Below are 18,427 nucleotides of genomic sequence, written 5' to 3' on the forward strand. Positions count from 1 at the left end.
CGGGCAGCCGATGATGGTTCTAGAACCGCATCTCGAAATCCAGCGCCGCCCCCCTTGCCCCGTAGCCGGTATCGCCCAGACCGTCATAGAACGTGGTCAGGCTCAGGCTCGACGCTTCGCCCAGGCGAAACTCGGCGCCCAGGTCGATGCGCCCGCGGGTGCTGGTCGCCGTGTCGCCCGGGGCCTGCTGATCCGAAAAGATCCCGCTGATGCCTCCGCTCAGAAGCATCTCGTTGTCGTCAAGCCTCACCAGATGCTCGAAGCCCAGCCCGAAGGCCGCTTCGGTCAGTCGAATGCTTTGCGCACCGACCGTATTGCCCCGGCTGTCGACATAGCGTTTCTGCCGATCGACCAGATGCGACAGATCGAGCGAGGGGATGATCGTTGTCGTCTCGGTCCACGCGAATCGGCCTTCCACGCCGGCCGTCAGCAATGTCCGGGTGGACGAAAAATCATCCGGTGCCTGACCCGCAAGTGTCAGGGTGTTATCGCTCCGCCCATGCAGGATCGAGGCCGAAAGATAAAGCGGCTGATCGGGCAGTCGCGCCACCAGATACGGGCCGGCCAGCCAGCCCCGTCCCTCGAAGGAACCGGCGTCAAGACCCGCATCGGCGCTGTCGAATTGCAACATGGCCCCGACGATCAGGTTCTTTCCGCGCAGGAGATGCGCACCGAGGGCAAGGTGATAATAGTCCATTTCCGTCGAAACGGAATCAGACCACCGTCCCTGAGCCAGCGCCCAGAAAGTGCTGTCCTGTCCCCCGGCCCCGATGCGGAAGTTGCCCTGCCCCCGGCTTGCCCGCGCCTCGAGCCCCGAAGCTGCCGAGCCGGTCAGGAAGCCGCGCAAATCCGGCTGGGCACCGATCAGGGCGCGGCCACGGGCGGTCAGGGCGTCCGTGATCGCCTCCTGCGCGATGCGCGAGGTGTCGGGCAGGACCGTCAGCGGCGCCGCCGCCAGATTCGGGTTGGTCGCCAGATCCTCGGCAACGCCCGCGCGGACGCCGATCGTGACCTCCGCAACCGCGCCGGGCGTGATCCCGGCACGGTAGACGGCGCCGGTCCCCGAAAACGCGGTCACCGTCCCGCCGGAAACGGTCACGTCGCCGGTTTCGAACCCGACAACCGGTTCCGAGAAGGTGATCGTCACCGTGAAGGCCGACATGTCGGTCAGGGTCGCCGGGGCGCCCGAAAGCGCAACCGTCGGTGCCTCGTAATCGGGAAACAGTTCTACCGTCGTCGCCGCCGAACTGTTTCCGGGCGCGTTCGCCGCAGTGACCGAGACCGTGCCGCCCGTCATGTTGGCAGCCGACGTGACCGAGAACAGGCCGCCCGTTGCCGTCGCCTCCTGAAAGGACGCATCGGGGAAAGTCACCCTCACCCTCGCATCGGCCGCGGCGGTGCCGCCGATTGTAAGCGACCGGTCCGCATTGATCGCGGCGGTGGTGATGACCGGGGGCGGCGGGGCCGCCGCCGGCGTGACCGTCACCACAAGGATCTGCTGCACCGCGCTGTTGCCTGCCGCATCCGTCGCGTCGATCAACACCTTGCTGACCCCGACCGGAAATGCGAACGGGCTGGTGATCACGGCCCCGTCCAGGGTGAAGACGGGTGTGACCGCCTGATCGACATTGTCGGTCACCGTCGCCTTGAAACCGACCAGCGCGGTTCCGTCCGGACCGGCCTCGGCCCTCAGCGGTACGGGCGCAGCGATTACCGGCGCCACGCTGTCGCCCGGCGCGGTCACCGTGATCGCCACCGTATCGGCCGGCGAGGGATCCGAGCCGTCATTCACCACCAGGCTGAAGACCAGCACCGCGTCCGCCGCGCCGGCCACCAGCACCGGCGCGGTGAAGCCCGGCGTCGCCGTCGTAGCCCCGCTCAGCGTGACCGCCGGGCCCGAACTCTGGCTCCAGGCATAGCCGAGGCTCTGGCCGGCATCGTTGGCGTCCGACCCGCTGCCGTCAAGCGTCACCGCCGCGCCCGAAGCCACCGTCCGGTCCGGCCCCGCATCGGCCGTCGGCGGCGTGTTGGCGACCATCGTGGAATTGTTGACCAGAACTGTCGATCCCGCCCCCGAGGCCCCGATGACGTAGTCACGGGTGTTTCCGTCCGCGAGCGAGGTGGCCCGGAACTCGACTCCGACGAAATCATCGGTCGCGTAGGTGCCGTTGGCGCCGTCCGACAATGTCACGACCACATTCGTCGCGCCGCATTCCGATGCGATCGCGGCCGCGGTGATATCGCCGCCGGGCCAGCTGGTGATCACGCCGCCTGACCAGTAATTCCCTCCGGAAGACTGGCTTGCCCCGTTGGGGATGAACAGGTTCAGCTGTGTCTCCTGCGCGGCGGAATCATGATAGGCGTTGAAGCTGCAGGTCAGGCCCGCGGGCGCGATGACCTGATCGAAAAATCCCGGACCCAGGGCGAGGGAGGTGGCCGGCGGAACCGTCGCGGCCGTCAGGCCCAGTCCCAATACCGCCAGAATGGATCTGAAGCGCGTCATGTCTCTGTCCCGTTCATTCTGCGTCCCCGGCGCGGACGCGCCCGGAAACGGCATTTCGAAATCTGTCTGCAGGCTAATGGCGCCATTTGTCGCATTCTGTGTTCCGGGACACAGAAGCCGTCCGGTGAAGTGAATAAACCTTGGCCGGACCGCATGGCCCCGTCGGGCCATGACTGGACACCCTTCGACACTGACAGGCTTCGGGAGAACTCAGATGGATCCATTCATTGGCATGATCGTTCTGTTCGGCGGAAATTTCGCGCCGCGCGGATGGGCGTTCTGCGATGGTCAATTGCTGGCGATCGCATCGAATTCGGCGGTCTTCAGCATTCTCGGCACGACCTATGGCGGCGATGGCCGCACCAGCTTCAGCCTGCCCGACCTTCGCGGAAGGGTGCCGATGCATGCAGGCTCGGGCCCCGGCCTGACGCCGCGGGAAATCGGGCAATCGCTGGGACGCGAGACGGTGACGCTGGACACGACGCAGATGCCCAGCCACAGCCATGAGGTCAGCGTGCTGAACGCACCTGCCGACAATGACCGGCCCTCGGGTGATCTGCTGGCACGTTCGGCGATCTATTCGGCAACGACATCGCCGACGGTGGCGCTGAACCCGGCCACAATCGCCACCAGCGGCGGCAGCCAGCCGCATGACAACATGCCCCCGACCCTGTGCATCAATTACATCATCGCTCTTGAAGGCATCTTCCCGTCGCGAAGCTAAGGGCGCATCTGCGGGGTATCGACGCGCCCTCCCCGCGTTCGGCGCCGCTCTGGCCGCCGGCCGGGCGGCAAAGGCTTCACGGACGGGTGACATGCTGTCGCGGCAGGCAATCCGTGCTTGAACCTGCGGTGAGGACATGATTCTTGCGCGAAACGGATTAGCGGCAGGTGAGACGGATGTCCCTGGCATCGGTGCGAAGGATTTTGTGGGTGCTGGCGGGCGTTGCGGCGCTGGCTTTGGCCTGGCTGCTGCTCTGGTCGGATTTTCGGACCGCGCCCGACCAGGCCCGGGAAGAGCCGCCCTTCTACGCCGATTTCGAACTGACCGGTCATGACGGCGTGGTCCGGACAGAGGACGATTTCGCCGGGCGCTGGATGCTGGTCTTCTTCGGCTTCACCAATTGCCCCGATATCTGTCCCACGACGCTGTCGGAGGTCGCGTCGGTGATGGACGGACTGGGCGATGAATCCGCCAAGGTGCAGCCGATCTTCATCTCTGTGGATCCCGAACGGGACACGCCCGGGGCCCTCGCGGAATATGTTCCCCTGTTCGATGCGGGCATCATCGGCCTTACCGGCACGCCGGAACAGATCGCCGCGACCTCGGAAACCTTCCCGATCTTCTACGAGCGGATCGAGCAAGCCTCGGCCCCGGATGGTTACACGATGAACCACACGTCGCATCTTTTCCTCTTCGACCCCGCGGCGGGCTTCGTCGATTCCTGGCCCTACGGCACGCCCGCCGAAGAAATTCTGGCCGACCTGCAAGAGAGGATCTGACCGCCATGACCCGACTGTCCGGCGCGACCGCCCTGGGGCTGGCCTGGACCATTGCGCTTTTCGCATCGCTCGCCGTGCTGTTCATCGGCGAGGTGCTGGGCCAATCGCCCTGCGTGCTTTGCTGGTTCCAGCGCGCCTTCATGTTTCCCCTGGCCATCATCCTGGGACTCGGGCTTTGGTGGCGGGACGATCGCGTCGGGCGCTATGGCATCGCACTGGCGCTTGGCGGCGGCGCGGTCGCGCTGTGGCACCTGGGCCTCTATGTCGGGCTGATTCCCGAAAGCATCCAGCCCTGCACCGCCACAGGACCCTCCTGCACCGATGAAAACCAACTGGTCCTTGGCATTCCGATCCCGCTGATGGCGCTTGTGGCCTTTGCCCTGATCGGTCTGCTGTCGGCCCTTTCACTGAAGGAAACACGATAATGCAACGACGCGGCCTGATCCTGTCCGTTCTCGCATTGGGGACCGCCGGCTTTGGCGGTGCCGCATGGTATGCGACGCGGCCCGCGCCGACCGCCGGCGCGGCCCCCGTCACGGCGGATCGCAAAGACGCGCTGATCCGAAGCTATTCTCCGGTTCTCGGGCCCGAGGATGCGCCGGTAACAATCGTCGAATTTTTCGATCCGGCCTGCGAAGCCTGCCGGGCGTTCGACCCGATCGTGAAGGACATCATGGCCCGGAACGGGGACGCCGTGCGCGTGGTGATCCGCTATACCCCGTTTCACGGCGAATCCTCGGAAGAGGCCGTGCGCGTGCTCGAGGCGGCGCGGATGCAGGATGTCTATCGTCCGGTCATGGATGCGCTGCTGCGCGAACAGCCCAGATGGGCTTCGCGCGGGACGCCGCCGCCGGGCCTGATCCTCGAGATCGCGACCGCCGCCGGCCTCGACGCCGAGGCGGCGCGCACGCAGATGCAATCGCCTGACGTCGTGGCAATCCTGAACCAGGACCGCGCCGATGTCGAAACCCTGGGTATCCGCCAGACCCCCACCTTCTTCGTTAACGACAAGCCGCTCGACCCGTTCGGCGAGGCCGAATTGCGGCGCCTGGTCTCGGCCGAAGTCGCCGCGGCGCAGAGTTGAATGGTGGAACACGGGAACATTCCGATGAAAGACCTTCTGTTCGCGGGCGCGCTGGCCGCCCTTCTGACTGTCGCCGGGCTTTCATCGCCGGCTCTGGCAGGATCCGGGGATGTCGTGGTTGCCGGCGCGTGGGCGCGCGCCTCGATCGGCGTCAAGCGCCCCGGTGCCGCCTACATGACGATTCGCAATACCGGCGAGGAGCCGGTGACGCTGACCGGGCTTGCAACTCCGCTGGCGATGATGCCCGAAATCCACGAAAGCAGGACCGATGCCCAGGGCATCAGTTCCATGACGCCCGCGGGCAGGATCACGATTGCACCGGGGGACAGCGTGGCGCTGGAACCCGGCGGGCTGCACGCGATGCTGATGGGGCTGCAAGCGCCGATGACGGAAGGCGAGACCTTTCCGCTGACGCTGCTTTTCGAGGATGGCGGCCAGACGATCGTCGAAGTGCCGATCCTCGGCATCGCCGCACGCGGACCCGGGGACTGATGCGGCGGCGGGCGTTTCTGGGATACGGCGCGGCCGGCCTTGGCGCGCTGTCGCTGACGCTGGCGGTCGGTTGGTGGCGGGTGGACGGGCCCGGTGCGCCCGACGCGGCGGGATTGCGGCCGATGGCCCTTTCCGCGATGGATTTTCGCCTGACAGATCACGAGGGCAACAGCGTCGGACCGAAATCCCTGATCGGCCGTCCGACGATGGTCTTCTTCGGCTTCACCTATTGCCCCGATGTCTGCCCGACCACGCTTTCGGACATCTCCGGCTGGCTGGACGAGTTGGGACCGGATGGTGATGAATGGAACGTGGTTCTTATCACCGTCGATCCCGCGCGCGATACGGTCCGGGCGATGGCCGATTATCTTGGCTATTTCCATCCGGCGATCCGCGGCTGGACCGGCCCGGAGCCGCAGATCGCGCGCGCCGCCGCCGGTTTCCGCGCGACCTATGAAAGAGTGCCGACCGAAAACGGCGATTATACGATGAATCACACCTCGGGCGTCTTTCTGTTCGATGCCGAGGGGCTTTTCGTCACCATGATCGACTATCACGAGCCGAGGGAATTCGCGATCCCCAAGATCCGCCGTGCCATGAAGAAAGAGGCGAAGGCGGCGAGCTGAGGCAGGGAATCGTGACGGCGCGGAACCGGCCGCCCCGTCTTAGCGGTCGCTCCGGGGCCGCCCGGCGTACCAGGCGGATACCGCGTCGATCTGTTCCTCTGTCATCCGCTCGGCGATTGCCTCCATCACCGGGGCAAAGGGGGTTCCTCCGCGCTTGCCGTCGCGCCAAAGCACCAATTGCCGGGCAAGATACCACTCGGGCTGTCCCGCGAGCGCCGGAAAATCTGGGCTTCGCGGCTTCGGCCCCAGGGCGTGGCAGCTTTGGCAGGACGGGATCCCAGCCTCGGCGATGCCGTCGAGGGCGATGCGCCGGCCCAGGGACAGCAGCGCCTCGGGCGTGGCGGGGGGGCCGCCGGGGGCGGCCATCGGCACCGTGGCATAGTCAAGATCGGTGTCACCTTCGAGGATACCGGCGGCATCCTGCGGCGTGTCCAGTGGCAGGACCAACGGCCCGGACGCGCCCAACGCTGGCTCCGCGCCTTTGCCGGCGGCGGTTTCGGGACCGGGTTCCGGCACCGGACCGGGCTGTCGGGCAAAGTATTCGGCAAGCTCGGCAAGGGTCTGCGCGTCATAGCGGCTGGCCGGCGGCTGCATGAAACCGCTTTCGCGCCTGCCCTGCGCGAAAGCCAGCAAGGTGGCGTTGAGATAGGGCGCAGGCTGGCCCGCGATGATCGGAAACGCGCCCTCTGCCGTGCGGTCGCCCCGGCCCAGCCCGTCGCGGCCATGACAGCGGGCGCAATTTTCCAATGCGTTCTCGAAAATGCCGTCCAGCGCCGCCAGCGCCTGCCCGCCCGCCTCGAGGTCGTCATCCACGACGCCGCCACCGAGGGCAAGATCGGCATAGGTCGCGGCGGTCATGTCGGGCAAGGCGCGCAGAAAGGCCACCTGCGCCCAGACCTCGTCATCGCGGCCCTGCGCCGGCCAGGCGGGCATTCCGGTATATTTGAACCCGTTCTTGACGATCCAGAACAATTCCTCGTCGCTCCAGTCGCCGACGCTGTCCTCCAGCCGCGGCGGCGACGGAACCATGTTGGCCACGACCGGCGACTGCGCCACGCCGGGTGCGCCATGGCAGGCGGCGCAGCTTGTCGCATAATTGCCGGCCGACCGCTGGATCAGCGCCGGATCGGACAGATCCAGCCCCTCGGGCTTTTCGACCGGCGTTGACTGGGTGGCGACGGCGTTCTCCAGCGTCCAGCCAAGAAACCAGCGCGTCACCGGCCAGTGTCCCGACGAGGCGGCGATGGAAACCAGCCCCGACCAGCCGACAAACAGCGCCCCGGCCATGCCGAGAGCCACGAGGCCGGCCAGCCTTTTCCAGGTCAGGACGATCCTCAGCCTCATCGGCAATCCCCGATCATGACAATCGGCAGGGTCTCGAACAGCACCGCCACGAAGGACAATGCCGCCAGCAGCAGCGTCGAGAATTCAAGAAACCCTTCGCGCGCTTCGGCCGTGTCCTGATCGTTGCGAAAGCCGCCGCCACCTTCGCGCCATTCGCGCCAGGCGCGGCGCAGGATCAGGCCGATCAGGCCCAGACAGGTCAGGGTGGCAACACCGATCATTGCGCGCGTGCCGCCGATGTCGCGGAAGGGATCGCCGTTCGGCGCGCATTGCCAGGCCACCAGCGTATAGCTGAACAGAAAGTGAAACGCCCAGATCGTCGGCGCGGCGATCAGCGTCCATAGCGTGTCCTCGGTCTTGCCCAGTCCCAGCATCGCCACCTCAGACCAGCGTCGGGAAAAATGCCAGCAACGTCACCGTCACCAGTGCGGTCGCGAACATGAAATGCCAATAAAGCGCCACGTTCGAGATATCGGCGTCATGGCGCGGCGTGATCCTGCCAAAGACCGACCGCGCCAGGCAATAGCCCAGCATCAGGCTGCCCACCGCCGCGTGAACGGCGGTCCAGATCGCCAGCACCCAGACCGTCGCCGGATAGACGTGATCGGCAGGGTTCAGCCCGAAGGTCCAGGGGCCCCACAGCAGGGCCGCACCGGCGCCAAGCGACAGCAGGCTGCCCGCCGCCATCAGGCCGCGCGCGATGCCGACCCGCCCGGCGCGGTTGAGGTTGCGCGCGCCCAGCGATGCCGCCCAGGCCGCGCCGAACAGGCCCAGCGACAGGCTTGGCCACAACACGCCCGGCCCGGCCATGTTCGGCGGCGGAAAATCGGCATGGATGGTGAAATAGAACATGTAGCCGAAGGCCAGCCCGACAAAGGCCATCGCATCGCCCGTCATGGTGATGAACATCGCCCACCATCCCGTCGATTTCGGTCCCGAGACATAGAGCGGCAGGCTGAGGCCCAGGCCGACGTTCTTTTCGGGCTTTTCGGGAATGACTGCCGTGCCGCGCCAGAGCCAGACCATGATCGACACGGTTGCCAGCACCATGGCGACCAGCGCCGGAATCCAGAACTTGAAGGTGGTGAGGATGAACACCGCTCCGGTCAGGGCGGCGGCGATCATCGGCATGAAGCTTGGCCCCGGCACCCGCAGGCACTGCTCGGGCCGGGCGTCGAGAACCGAGGTGACAAGCGTCTCGCGTTCCCCCTCTTCGGCGTCCGGCAGGTAGAAGCGCCCCTTGTCCACGTCCTCGATGAAGTTCGCCTGCTGCCACAGCGGATAGCGCGTGGTAACGATCGGAACCGAGCGGACGCCCCAGTTCTCGCCCGGCATCTCGGTCAGCCATTCCGGCGTGCCGGCGTTCCACGGGTTGCGATCGGCATAGGGTTCCCTGCCGCGTGGGCGCAGCACGTCCCAGACGATGACGAGAAAGCCGGCGGCGAAGACGAAGGCCCCGATGCTGGAGATCAGGTTCGCGGTGCCCACCCCCAGCGTGGCAGGATAGGTCCAGACCCGCCGCGCCATGCCCGCAAGCCCGGAATAATGCATCGGCAGGAAGGCGAGGTTGAAGCCGGTGAACATGATCCAGAACGCCCACCGCCCCAGCCGGTCGGACAGTTTCCGGCCGCTGACGATCGGCCAGTAGTAATAGATGCCGGCGGAAAGCGGAAACAGCATTCCGCCGATCAGCACGTAATGCAGGTGGGCGACCACGAAATAGGTGTCGTGCGCCTGCCAGTCGAAGGGCACAAGCGCCACCATGACCCCGGTCAGCCCGCCGATCACGAAGGTCGCCAGCGCGCCCGCGACAAACAGCATCGGCACCGAAAAGATCACCTGCCCGGTCAGCAGCGTCGCCAGGAACACGAAGATCTGCACGCCGGTCGGGATCGCCACCGCCTCGGAGGCGGCCGAAAAGAACCCCAGCGAGGCCGAAGGCAGGCCCGTGGTGTACATGTGATGCACCCAGAGGCCGAAGGACAGGAAGCCGGTGCCCACCGCCGCCAGAACGATCCAGGAATATCCCAGGATCGGACGCTGCGCAAAGGTCGGCACGATCATCGCCACCAGCGCGATCGCGGGCAGGAACACGATATAGACCTCGGGGTGGCCGAAGATCCAGAACAGGTGCTGCCACAGGATCGGGTCGCCGCCACGGGCCGGATCGAAGAACGGCCAGTCGAACATCCGCTCCATCTCGAACAGGATGTCGCCGGCGATCAGCGGCGGAAAGGCGAACAGGATCATCGCCGCCACCACCAGCACATACCAGCCGTATAGCGGCATCAGGTTCAGCCGCATCCCCGGCGGGCGGCATTTCAGCGTGCCCACGATCAGTTCCACCGCCGCCGCGATCGAGGCGACCTCGATGAACGACAGACCAAGCAGCCAGATGTCGGGCCCGAGGCCTGGCGTGAACTTTTCCTCGGTGGTCAGGGGCGGATACATGAACCAGCCCGAAGCAGGGGCGGCGCCGAAGAAGATCGAGCCGCTGACGAAGACGCCGCCGATCAGAAAGCACCAGAAGCCGAAGGCGGACAGCCGCGGAAACGGCAGATCGCGCGCGCCGAGCATCTGCGGCAGCAGTATGATCGCCACCGCCTCGAAGATCGGCACGGCAAAGAGAAACATCATCGCCGTGCCGTGCAGCGTGAACAGCTGGTTGTAGAAGGTCGCGGTCAGGAAATCGTTCTCGGGTACCGCCAGCTGCACCCGCATCAGCAGCGCCAGAACGCCCGCGAACAGCATGAACCCGAAGGACGCCGCCGTATACCAGACACCGATTTCGGTGTTGTTGACCGCCGACCAGTAGCGCCAGCCCTTCGGTGTCTTCCAGACCTCGCGCAGCCTGTCTTCCTGCCCGCGCCGAACCTCGGGGTCGTCCTGATCGGGTGTGCCCTGTGCTGTCGGGTCGGTCATTGCAGGCTCCCCAGCCAATCGGCGATGCGGGCGATCTCGGCCTCGGGCAACATGGCGAAGGCCGGCATCTCGACCCCCGGCTTGAGATGGTCGGGCGAGGCGATGAAATCGGCGATGTTTTCGGCCGTGGTGGGCAGGATGCCCGCGCCGATCATCCGCCGGCTGGCCAGATGCGTCAGATCGGGCCCGACCGTGCCCCGGGCGGGGGTGCCGCGCACGGCATGGCAGGCGGCGCAGCCGTTCTTCAGGAACAGATCGAGACCGGGCCCCGTTGTGACGGCGGCGGGCCTGGCCTGCGCCTGCACATAGGCCTCGAACTCGGCGGGCGGCACGACGATCACCCGGAATCCCATCTGGGCATGGGCCAGCCCGCAGAATTCGGCGCAGGTGCCGTTGAAGATTCCGGTCTCGGTCGGCTCCAGGATCAGACGGTTCACCCGGCCGGGAATCGCGTCCATCTTGCCGGCCAGCGGCGGCACCCAGAAGGAATGGATCACGTCGGGACTGCCCAGCAGGATCGTGCTGCGCTGGCCCAGCGGAATGACGATCTCGTTGGCGCCGGGGATGCCGCCGCGCGGCAGGCTGCGCAGCACGCCCGGCGCGCCCGTCACGCCGTAGGAGACGCGCCACCAGAACCGTTCGCCCGAAACCGCGATGGTCGGACCGTCGCCCGGACGGCGCAGGTCGTTCAGCAGCCCGAGGCCCCAGACCAGCAGCGCCGCCAGCACGACAGTCGGAAACACGCAGCCGCCCCAGATGATCAGCCGCAGGCCGGTCCTTTCGCTGTGCCGCCCGGGCCGCACCTTGACCGCGTAGAAGCTGACGCCGACGACGATGACCCAGATCACCACGCCTCCGGCCAGCATGGCCCAGAACAGCGCAAGGACGCGCGCGGCCTCGTCCCCGGCGGGATCGAAGGCGGATTGCGGATTCTCGCAGCCCGCCAGGGCCAGCGCCGCAAGCAGGAATGCCAGCCCCGCCGTCCTCAAGATCCTGCCCCGTTCGCTGCCGCGACCGTGTTGCAGGCAGCCTGTGTCCGATCCATCGAAGCAAACCAGGCGGCCGCGACGACGAGTGCGGCGACCAGATACATCATCGCCGCCGCCGTCATCATCAGCACGCCGGCAAGTTGCTGATCCTCGACCGGCGTCAATCCCCAGGCGTCTGGCCGGGACCCATAGACGGGATAAAGCGCCCGGCCCGAAAAGGTCAGCAGCGCCCCCAGGATCAGCGAAAACTTGAAGCAGACGAAAAGCGCGACGATCCGCACCCCGAAGCCTCTGTCGCGGACCCGGGCGATCATGGTCCAGAACGCCAGAGCGGCGGCAAAGATCGAGCCGTGCATCACCGCGTGGACAAGATCATGGTCAAGCGCCACGGCCAGCGCGGGCGGTGCGTGCCAGAACAGGAAAACGCCCAGCATCAGGGCGGTGGCGACGCCCGTAGCGGTCAGAAGATCGTGGCCACGTCGCCAGATCGCGGTCCCGGCCAGCGCGGCAAGGCGCCTTTGCCAGCCGCGCGGCAGGGCGCGCGTCATCGTCGCAAGCGGCTGTCCCAGCACCAGAAGCGGTGCCGCCAGCCCCATCAGCGTGATATGCTGCGCCATATGCGCGGAAAACAGGCTTTCGCCCCAGGCATCGAGCGGCCAGACAAGGGCCGCGACCAGCGCCGCGATGCCGCCGGCAAAGCACAGCACCTGCCGGATCCGGACCCCGCGGCCCGTTCCCGCCCGCGCCCAGGCCAACCGAACACCGCCGGCATAGAGCATGACGGCAAGCCCCAGGGGCACGATGACCGAGGGTTGAAGCGACCACATGGACCAGAAGTCCGCCGGTGCCGGCGGCGCGCCGTCGCTGTGGGCCGATGCCCGCGAGGCGCCGAGCAGGAACGCGGCGCCCAGACCTGCCGGCGGGGTCACGCCCCGGCCTCGGCGGCGGCGACGCGGGCCAAGCTCCGCGAACGGCGCCGCAATCGGGATCCCGAACGCTCTCACCCGCTTCTCTCCTCCGGCAGTCACATCATCACATTGCTTGATTGTCCGTTCGTGTTCAATCGTTTCGACCCCAGGATCGCACCGTCCGGGCAAGGACGCGCGCGCCCCGGCCGAGCCCGGCAAATGGCCCGGCAATCGGGGCGGATGACCGGGCACAGCCCGCGACCGTTTTCACCGGCAGGCTCGATCGGCAGCCTGCTTCGGCCGGTTTATTCCGCGCAAGCTGGAATAATACGCAGCCCTGGCACGTCTCTTGGTTACGGGGCTGTCGCATACCGTGGTGCCGCGGCTCCGAACCACGGGAGGAAAGCCAATGAAAGTGATTCAGAACGTGAAACGCCGCCACTTCCTGATCGGATCGGCGGGCGCCTTTGGCGCCGCGGCCGTCGGTGGACCGGCCATCGGTCAGGACAACGGGACCGCGCTTCCCGATTACGTCGCCTGGAAGGATGCCGACGATCTGATCGTCCATTCCAAGCAGACGCTGGAGACGAAGCGCGCAGCCCAGGGGGCGGAACTGATCACGCCCAGCACGGATCTCTATATCCGCAACAACCTGCCGGCCCCGTCCGAAGACATTGTCGCCGACCGCGATGCCTGGGAGATCGAGATCGACGGCGTCGCCAATCCGGGCACGATGACGGTCGGCCAGTTGAAGACGCTGGCGGTCGAGACGGTGGTCTGCGTTCTGCAATGTTCGGGCAACGGACGCGCCTTTTTCGATCACGAGACCAGTGGCACGCAATGGTCGGTCGGTGCGGCGGGCAATGTCGTCTGGACGGGCGTGCCGGTGCGCGCGGTCATCGACGCCATGGGCGGCGCCAGCGACGGCGCGGTCTATCTGACCGGCACGGGCGGCGAAGACATTCCCGAGGGCGTCCCGAAGGAGACGCTTCAGGTCGAGCGTTCGGTTCCGAAGGCCGCGATGGATCAGGCGATCCTGGCCTGGGAAATGAACGGCGAGCCGCTGCCCCTGGCGCATGGTGGCCCGGTGCGGCTTGTGATTCCGGGCTATTACGGCGTCAACAACGTCAAGTATCTCAAGCGGCTCGCCCTGACGACCGAGGAATCGCCGGCCAAGATCCAGCAGACCGGCTATCGCGTCCGCCCCGTTGGCGAGAAGGGCGATCCCTCGCAGCCCTCGATGTACGAAATGAGCGTCAAGTCCTGGATCACCGGGCCGCTGATGGACGCCGCCACCGGAAAGGTGCAGATCCATGGCGTCGCCATGGGCGGCGTCAGCGATCTGGAGAAGGTCGAGGTCTCGACCGACGGCGGCCAGAGCTGGACCGATGCGCAGTTTCTCGGGCCGGACCTGGGCCGCTATGCCTGGCGGCCCTTCGTGCTGATCACCGAGCTTTCGGAGGGAACGCAGACTCTGGCAAGCCGGGCGACGGCGAAGGACGGGACCAGCCAACCCGAGACGTTCCCGCCCAACGAGCGTGGCTACGGCAATAACGGCTGGCGCGTCCATGCCGTCGATGTGACCGTCAGCTAGGATTCCCGGCCGGCGGGCCATCCCGCCGGCTCGACCGCCCCACCAGGAGCCATCACATGACCACATCCACGACGCCGGTTCTTGGCGCCGCTTTCCTTGCGCTTGCCGCCGGCCCGGCACTCGCCGAGGCCGATCTGGAGGCCGGGCGCACCATCTTCACCGAAACCGCGCAGCCCTCATGCGCTGTCTGTCACGCGCTGAGCGATGCCGGATCCGAAGCCGAGATCGGCCCGAACCTGGACCAGTTCAAACCGACCGCCGCGCAGGTCCGCGCCGCCGTCACCAGCGGAATCGGCGTCATGCCGGCATTCGCCGATATGCTGACCGCGGGCCAGATCGACACCGTCGCCGCCTATGTGGCCCAGGTGACCGGCGGGGCCGAGGGCGCGGCACAGCCCGCAATGGAGGGGCAAACCTCCTCAGGCGCGGTCGCACCCGCCACGCCGGACTAGCCGAGGCAAGCGCTTGCGTTCCGGGTCGCTTGCGTCAGCGATGCCAGGACGCTCTCGGTGGCCCCCTGCCGCGTCACCTGCTGAAGATAGGCGACGACCGCGTCGAATCTGGCGCGGTCCATTCCCGTGGCGACGACCATGTGGCGCAGATCCGCATTCGTCGTCCATGACGCCACCTGCTGGCCGGCGGCACGATCATCGTCACCGATCCTGAATGACCCGCGGAAATAGGACAGGCGACATCCGTTCCGGCCCGCGTAATGCGTCACCTGCCCTGCCTCGAAGCTTGCGACGGCGACCGGCACCAGGTTGGCACCCGAAAGATCCGGCACGCCCCACGGATCCTTCCCGGCGATCGTGCGAAGATCGCGGTCGCCGACAGCGAAGCTCTGGTCCATGAACGCGGCATGAATCCGGATCGGCGTCGGTTCGGCCAGGAATCCGGACCCGAAGACGATCGCAACAGCGACAGCCGCCGCGGCCGCAGCGCCCGCCAGCCACCTTCGCGGAAACCGCCTGGCATTGGCCGCAGCGAAGTCGCGACGGAATACCTCGGCCCGCGATTCGGGCCGCAGCGCCGCAAGGCTGGCCGAGACATGGCGCACCTGGTTCAGGGCCCGGACAAGGGCCGGATCCCGCGCCATTCGCGATTCCAGATCACGCGCCTCGGCCTGGCCCAATTCGCCGTCATGGTAGGCGTTGATCAAAGTCCAGTCGCTGTCGGCCAATTCGTTCATGTCTTCCGCCCTGCTCCGCTTTCCACCACTTGGGCGCCTTCCACGATCATCAGAAGCGCCCGCCGCGCCCGGCTGATCCGGCTCATCACCGTGCCGGGCGGCACATCCATCACCCTTGCCGCCTCGGCGTATGTCAGCCCCATGATGTCCACGAGACACAGCACCTCCCGCGTCTCGGGCGGCAGTTTTTCGAAGGCCAGCCTTGTCAGCGCATCGCGCGCGGCATCCGCGGTTCCCGCTTCTTCGGATAGACGTTTCTCCGCCTCCAAATATTCCCGACGCACACGTCTTTTCCTGAGTTCGTCGTAGTGCAGGTTCCTGATCGTGCGGAACATCCAGGGCCGAAGCTGGTCCAGGCGCGCCGGCCGGCGATCCGAACGCAGACCACGCTCGACCGCGTCCTGGACAAGATCCTCGGCATCGCTGCGCGAGGTGCAGATCGCGACGGCATAGGCCCGAAGTTCGGGAAGCAGGATCTCGATCTGCGTCAGTTGGGCCATGATCCTGTCTAACCGATCCGGGAATCCGCTAAAAGACATTCGACCGGGGGTCGATCGCCGCGCGGCGATCGAGACAGTCGCGTGCGGGGCTCAGCCCTGCTCGTCGTCCTTTTCGCTCTCCACCGCATGCGCGCGATAGAGACCGGCATTGGCGATCAGGAAGACGAACAGGATCAGCGGCAGGCCGAAGGTCTTGAAATAGACCCAGGATGTTTCGGACATCATGCGCCAGACGAACTCGTTGGCCAGCGCGAGACCGAGGAACAGCAGCATCATGCGCATGGTCAGCTTGCGCCAGCCCAGGGCATCCATCGGCAGCGCCTCGGACAGGACCGCCTGCAACCAGTTGCGCCGCGCGACCAGGCTGTAGCCCAGGATCGCGGCGAAGAGCAGATAGATGATGGTGGGCTTCATCTTGAAAAAGCGTGGGTCGTTCAGCCAGACCGACAGCCCCCCGAAGATCACCACCAGAACCAGCGTCACGACCTGCATGGGCGCAAGCCTGCCGCTGAGACGCCACTGGATCAGGGTCGCGATGGCAAGAACCGGAATGAAGATCAGCGTGGCAAAGACCAGCGCCGTGTAATCCTGTCCCCACAGGCTGACGGTTCCGCCGCGGTTCCACATGAAGACGCCGAAAAACAGAAGCAGCGGCCCCAGTTCCAGCGCCGATTTCACCAAGGGATTCGGTTCCTTCATCATCTTCCTTTCGGCGCCACGATCAGGACGCGAATTCCACCACCAAAGCGCCCGAAGCGATCACCGCCATCAGGATCGCGCGCGCGACGCCCACCTTTTCGCCCAGCACGAGCCAGCCGACAAGGGCCGCGAAGACGGTCGAGGTTTCTCGCAGCACCGCGGCGCGGCCGACATCGTCGATGCGGGTGGCCAGCATGATCGCGCCGAAACTGGCGAAGGCAACCAGGGCGCCGAAAATTCCCCGCATGGCCAAAGCGGGAACCTCGGGCGCGGTCAGCGCGATCAGGCGGCGCAGGTTCCAGATCGGCATGAAGAACGAATCCAGCACGAAGAACCAGGCCAGAAAGGTGAAGGGATTGGCCGCCAGCCTGATGCCCCAGGCGTCATAGGTCGTATAAAGCGCGACAAAGCCGCCCGTGACCACGGCCCAGGCCAGCGCGGGGCCCAGCGTCTCGCGACCCAGAACCAGGCGCGATCGGTTATAGGCCGCAAGGCCGAAGATGCCGCCGACCAGCAGCCCGACACCAAGCCATTGCACCGCGTTGAAATGCTCGCCAAAGACAACCCCCGCGGCGATTACCGCGAAAAGCGGGCCGGTCCCGCGCACCACCGGATAGACGACCGTATAGGCGCCCCGCGTATAGGTCAGCGCCTGCGCGATCTTGTAGAAGACATGGATCCCCATGGCCCCGAACAGCACCGGCCACAGCCCCGGATCCGGCCAGGGAACCACGAACAGCGCGATGGGCAGAGCCATGATCCCGTAGCTGAGGTCGATCGCCGCACGGCTGATCCAGGGATCGTGCCGGCCCTTTTGCAGGGACCCGAACAGCGCGTGCAGAAAGGCCGCGCCAAGCGCCAGAACCGATGCCAGCCGCGCGCCTTCGGGCGTTCCCGCGATCTGGATGATCCATTCGCTCATGGTCCGCTGATGCGAAATTTTTGCACGCCGCGCAAGTTGTCGCGGTCAGTCCAGCTTGATCGCCGCGAGAATGGGGCCGGGCAGTTCGTCGGGGCCGATGCCGCGCTGGACCAGCAGGACATGCCTGGTATCGGGCGGAAAATCCTGGGGGCCGCTTTCGTCCGGCCTGACATTCAGGCGCAAGGGCGCCGTGCCGTCCCATTTGGCCAGCTTGCTGATCGACAGCACGACATTGGTATAGCTGACCACGCGGCCGCTGTTCTCGCCCGCCGTCACCTCGACCGCGCGATTGGGCGCATAGCGGACCAGAACCACCACCACCGGGCCGCCCAGGTCCGATAGCGGCGTCAGTTCGATCCTTTCGCCATCATCCCCGCTTTCGCGCTGCACGCTGAGCATCGCCGGAGAGATCCGGTTCTCGTCGATCATCGCCATCAGCTGCGCGGGACCGGGGGCGACTGCGGTGTCGCGGCCGTCCACGATGATCTGCGGCGTGTAAAGCGCGTGTTCGCCCGAGGCCCGGGCATAGCCTTCCTGGCGGCGGGTGAAGTCGGGGCTGGCGAAGCTGTCGGTCCAGCCCAGATAATCCCAGTAATCGACGTTGAACGAAAGCGGCAGAACGCCCGGCATGGCGGCCATCTTTTCCAGCATCGCGTCGGCGGGCGGACAGGTCGAACAGCCCTGCGCGGTGAAAAGCTCGACCACCACCGGCAGCGAGGGCGGAAGGAAACTGTCCGTCGGCGGCGCCTCGGATGCGGCGAAACTGTTGAAGCCGCCGCCGGACAGGAAATCGTCCCGGCTCAGCGCGCCGGGCGCCGCCCGGCCCGGATCATCGGGCGCGGAAATGACGGGCGCGGACAGATCATTTCCCGCGCCGCCCGGCCCGCCTTCCTGGGCCTGACCGGCGGCAGCGCCGCCCAGAAGCGCCGCCGCAGCAAGGGCCGGTATCAGCCCTGCATAGCCTGCGCGCCCGGCGCTGAAGGTCCGTCTCGAAGCCGACATTGTCCGCAATGTCCAGTTCAGTCTGCGAATTCCGTCATCCTGAATAGCGCCGCGGCGCAGGCAAAACCAAATCAACGCTTTGTTAGCCCCCGCGTGATCGTGAAGGGCGTGCCTCTTGAGCAACAGCGCAGCAGATGGTATGCAATTGCA

The 18,427-nt window shown here is 66.4% G+C and carries 19 protein-coding genes; 8 read left to right on the forward strand and 11 right to left on the reverse strand.

The window, feature by feature from the left end:
- Positions 1-19 precede the first annotated feature (19 nt).
- Entirely contained in the window at positions 20-2,503 is a 2,484-nt protein-coding gene (locus tag AC13CR_RS18640; protein WP_482900942.1) for an autotransporter outer membrane beta-barrel domain-containing protein, read from the reverse strand.
- Between the two features lie 214 nt (positions 2,504-2,717).
- On the opposite strand from AC13CR_RS18640, the gene AC13CR_RS18645 reads away from it, so the two are divergent.
- The 6 genes from AC13CR_RS18645 to AC13CR_RS18670 all read left to right on the forward strand — a co-directional run bounded on the left by AC13CR_RS18645 (position 2,718) and on the right by AC13CR_RS18670 (position 6,208).
- On the forward strand, positions 2,718-3,227 hold the full coding sequence (locus AC13CR_RS18645; protein WP_482900943.1) for a phage tail protein: 510 nt from the start codon (positions 2,718-2,720) through the stop codon (positions 3,225-3,227).
- 176 nt (positions 3,228-3,403) lie between these two features.
- Positions 3,404-4,006 (forward strand): SCO family protein, encoded by a 603-nt coding sequence (locus AC13CR_RS18650; protein WP_292952754.1) that lies wholly within the window; start codon positions 3,404-3,406, stop codon positions 4,004-4,006.
- 5 nt (positions 4,007-4,011) lie between these two features.
- Positions 4,012-4,431 (forward strand): disulfide bond formation protein B, encoded by a 420-nt coding sequence (locus AC13CR_RS18655; protein ID WP_292952757.1) that lies wholly within the window; start codon positions 4,012-4,014, stop codon positions 4,429-4,431.
- On the forward strand, positions 4,431-5,090 hold the full coding sequence (locus AC13CR_RS18660; RefSeq protein WP_335661542.1) for a DsbA family protein: 660 nt from the start codon (positions 4,431-4,433) through the stop codon (positions 5,088-5,090). Before AC13CR_RS18655 ends, AC13CR_RS18660 begins: the two co-directional genes overlap by 1 nt.
- Before the next feature lie 24 nt (positions 5,091-5,114).
- Positions 5,115-5,582 carry a copper chaperone PCu(A)C gene (locus AC13CR_RS18665; protein WP_292952763.1) on the forward strand — a complete coding sequence of 156 codons (468 nt, stop codon included), beginning with the start codon at positions 5,115-5,117 and terminating at the stop codon, positions 5,580-5,582.
- Positions 5,582-6,208, forward strand: coding sequence for an SCO family protein (locus AC13CR_RS18670; protein ID WP_292952766.1), 627 nt, complete (start codon positions 5,582-5,584; stop codon positions 6,206-6,208). The genes AC13CR_RS18665 and AC13CR_RS18670 overlap by 1 nt, the downstream gene beginning before the upstream one ends.
- 39 nt (positions 6,209-6,247) lie before the next feature.
- On the opposite strand, the gene AC13CR_RS18675 is transcribed toward AC13CR_RS18670, so the two are convergent.
- Genes AC13CR_RS18675 through AC13CR_RS18695 form a run of 5 tightly spaced genes read right to left on the reverse strand, consistent with a single transcriptional unit; the run spans position 6,248 to position 12,392 of the window.
- On the reverse strand, positions 6,248-7,552 hold the full coding sequence (locus tag AC13CR_RS18675; protein ID WP_292952769.1) for a c-type cytochrome: 1,305 nt from the start codon (positions 7,550-7,552) through the stop codon (positions 6,248-6,250).
- Positions 7,549-7,932 (reverse strand): hypothetical protein, encoded by a 384-nt coding sequence (locus AC13CR_RS18680; protein WP_292978364.1) that lies wholly within the window; start codon positions 7,930-7,932, stop codon positions 7,549-7,551. The genes AC13CR_RS18675 and AC13CR_RS18680 overlap by 4 nt, the downstream gene beginning before the upstream one ends.
- 1 nt (position 7,933) lies before the next feature.
- Positions 7,934-10,474 carry a cytochrome c oxidase subunit I gene (gene ctaD, locus AC13CR_RS18685; protein ID WP_446232591.1) on the reverse strand — a complete coding sequence of 847 codons (2,541 nt, stop codon included), beginning with the start codon at positions 10,472-10,474 and terminating at the stop codon, positions 7,934-7,936.
- Positions 10,471-11,463 (reverse strand): cytochrome c oxidase subunit II, encoded by a 993-nt coding sequence (locus AC13CR_RS18690; RefSeq protein WP_292957086.1) that lies wholly within the window; start codon positions 11,461-11,463, stop codon positions 10,471-10,473. The genes ctaD and AC13CR_RS18690 overlap by 4 nt, the downstream gene beginning before the upstream one ends.
- Positions 11,460-12,392: a cytochrome c oxidase assembly protein gene (locus AC13CR_RS18695; protein ID WP_292978291.1), complete on the reverse strand. Its 933-nt coding sequence runs from the start codon at positions 12,390-12,392 to the stop codon at positions 11,460-11,462. The genes AC13CR_RS18690 and AC13CR_RS18695 overlap by 4 nt, the downstream gene beginning before the upstream one ends.
- Positions 12,393-12,780: 388 nt before the next feature.
- On the opposite strand from AC13CR_RS18695, the gene sorT reads away from it, so the two are divergent.
- Both sorT and sorU read left to right on the forward strand, forming a co-directional pair.
- A complete protein-coding gene (gene sorT, locus AC13CR_RS18700; RefSeq protein ID WP_292957092.1) occupies positions 12,781-13,965 on the forward strand; it encodes a SorT family sulfite dehydrogenase catalytic subunit in 1,185 nt (394 codons plus the stop codon).
- Positions 13,966-14,021: 56 nt separating this feature from the next.
- The gene (sorU, locus tag AC13CR_RS18705; protein WP_292957095.1) at positions 14,022-14,417 is read left to right on the forward strand and encodes a SorU family sulfite dehydrogenase c-type cytochrome subunit; all 396 of its coding nucleotides are present in this window, start codon (positions 14,022-14,024) and stop codon (positions 14,415-14,417) included.
- Here the strand turns inward: sorU and AC13CR_RS18710 are convergent.
- The 5 genes from AC13CR_RS18710 to AC13CR_RS18730 form a co-directional block, all read right to left on the reverse strand.
- Complete coding sequence (locus AC13CR_RS18710; RefSeq protein ID WP_292957098.1) at positions 14,414-15,154, reverse strand: anti-sigma factor; 741 nt, start codon at positions 15,152-15,154, stop codon at positions 14,414-14,416. The two genes, sorU and AC13CR_RS18710, sit on opposite strands and share 4 nt — an antisense overlap.
- Positions 15,151-15,654 (reverse strand): RNA polymerase sigma factor, encoded by a 504-nt coding sequence (locus tag AC13CR_RS18715; protein WP_292957101.1) that lies wholly within the window; start codon positions 15,652-15,654, stop codon positions 15,151-15,153. Before AC13CR_RS18715 ends, AC13CR_RS18710 begins: the two co-directional genes overlap by 4 nt.
- 90 nt (positions 15,655-15,744) lie before the next feature.
- Entirely contained in the window at positions 15,745-16,353 is a 609-nt protein-coding gene (locus tag AC13CR_RS18720) for an inner membrane-spanning protein YciB (RefSeq protein WP_335661545.1), read from the reverse strand.
- A gap of 22 nt (positions 16,354-16,375) precedes the next feature.
- Positions 16,376-17,275 (reverse strand): DMT family transporter, encoded by a 900-nt coding sequence (locus AC13CR_RS18725; protein ID WP_292957107.1) that lies wholly within the window; start codon positions 17,273-17,275, stop codon positions 16,376-16,378.
- Between the two features lie 45 nt (positions 17,276-17,320).
- Complete coding sequence (locus AC13CR_RS18730) at positions 17,321-18,277, reverse strand: DUF1223 domain-containing protein (protein WP_292957110.1); 957 nt, start codon at positions 18,275-18,277, stop codon at positions 17,321-17,323.
- Positions 18,278-18,427: the final 150 nt, after the last annotated feature.

The organism is Paracoccus sp. L-17 (assembly GCF_056857655.1).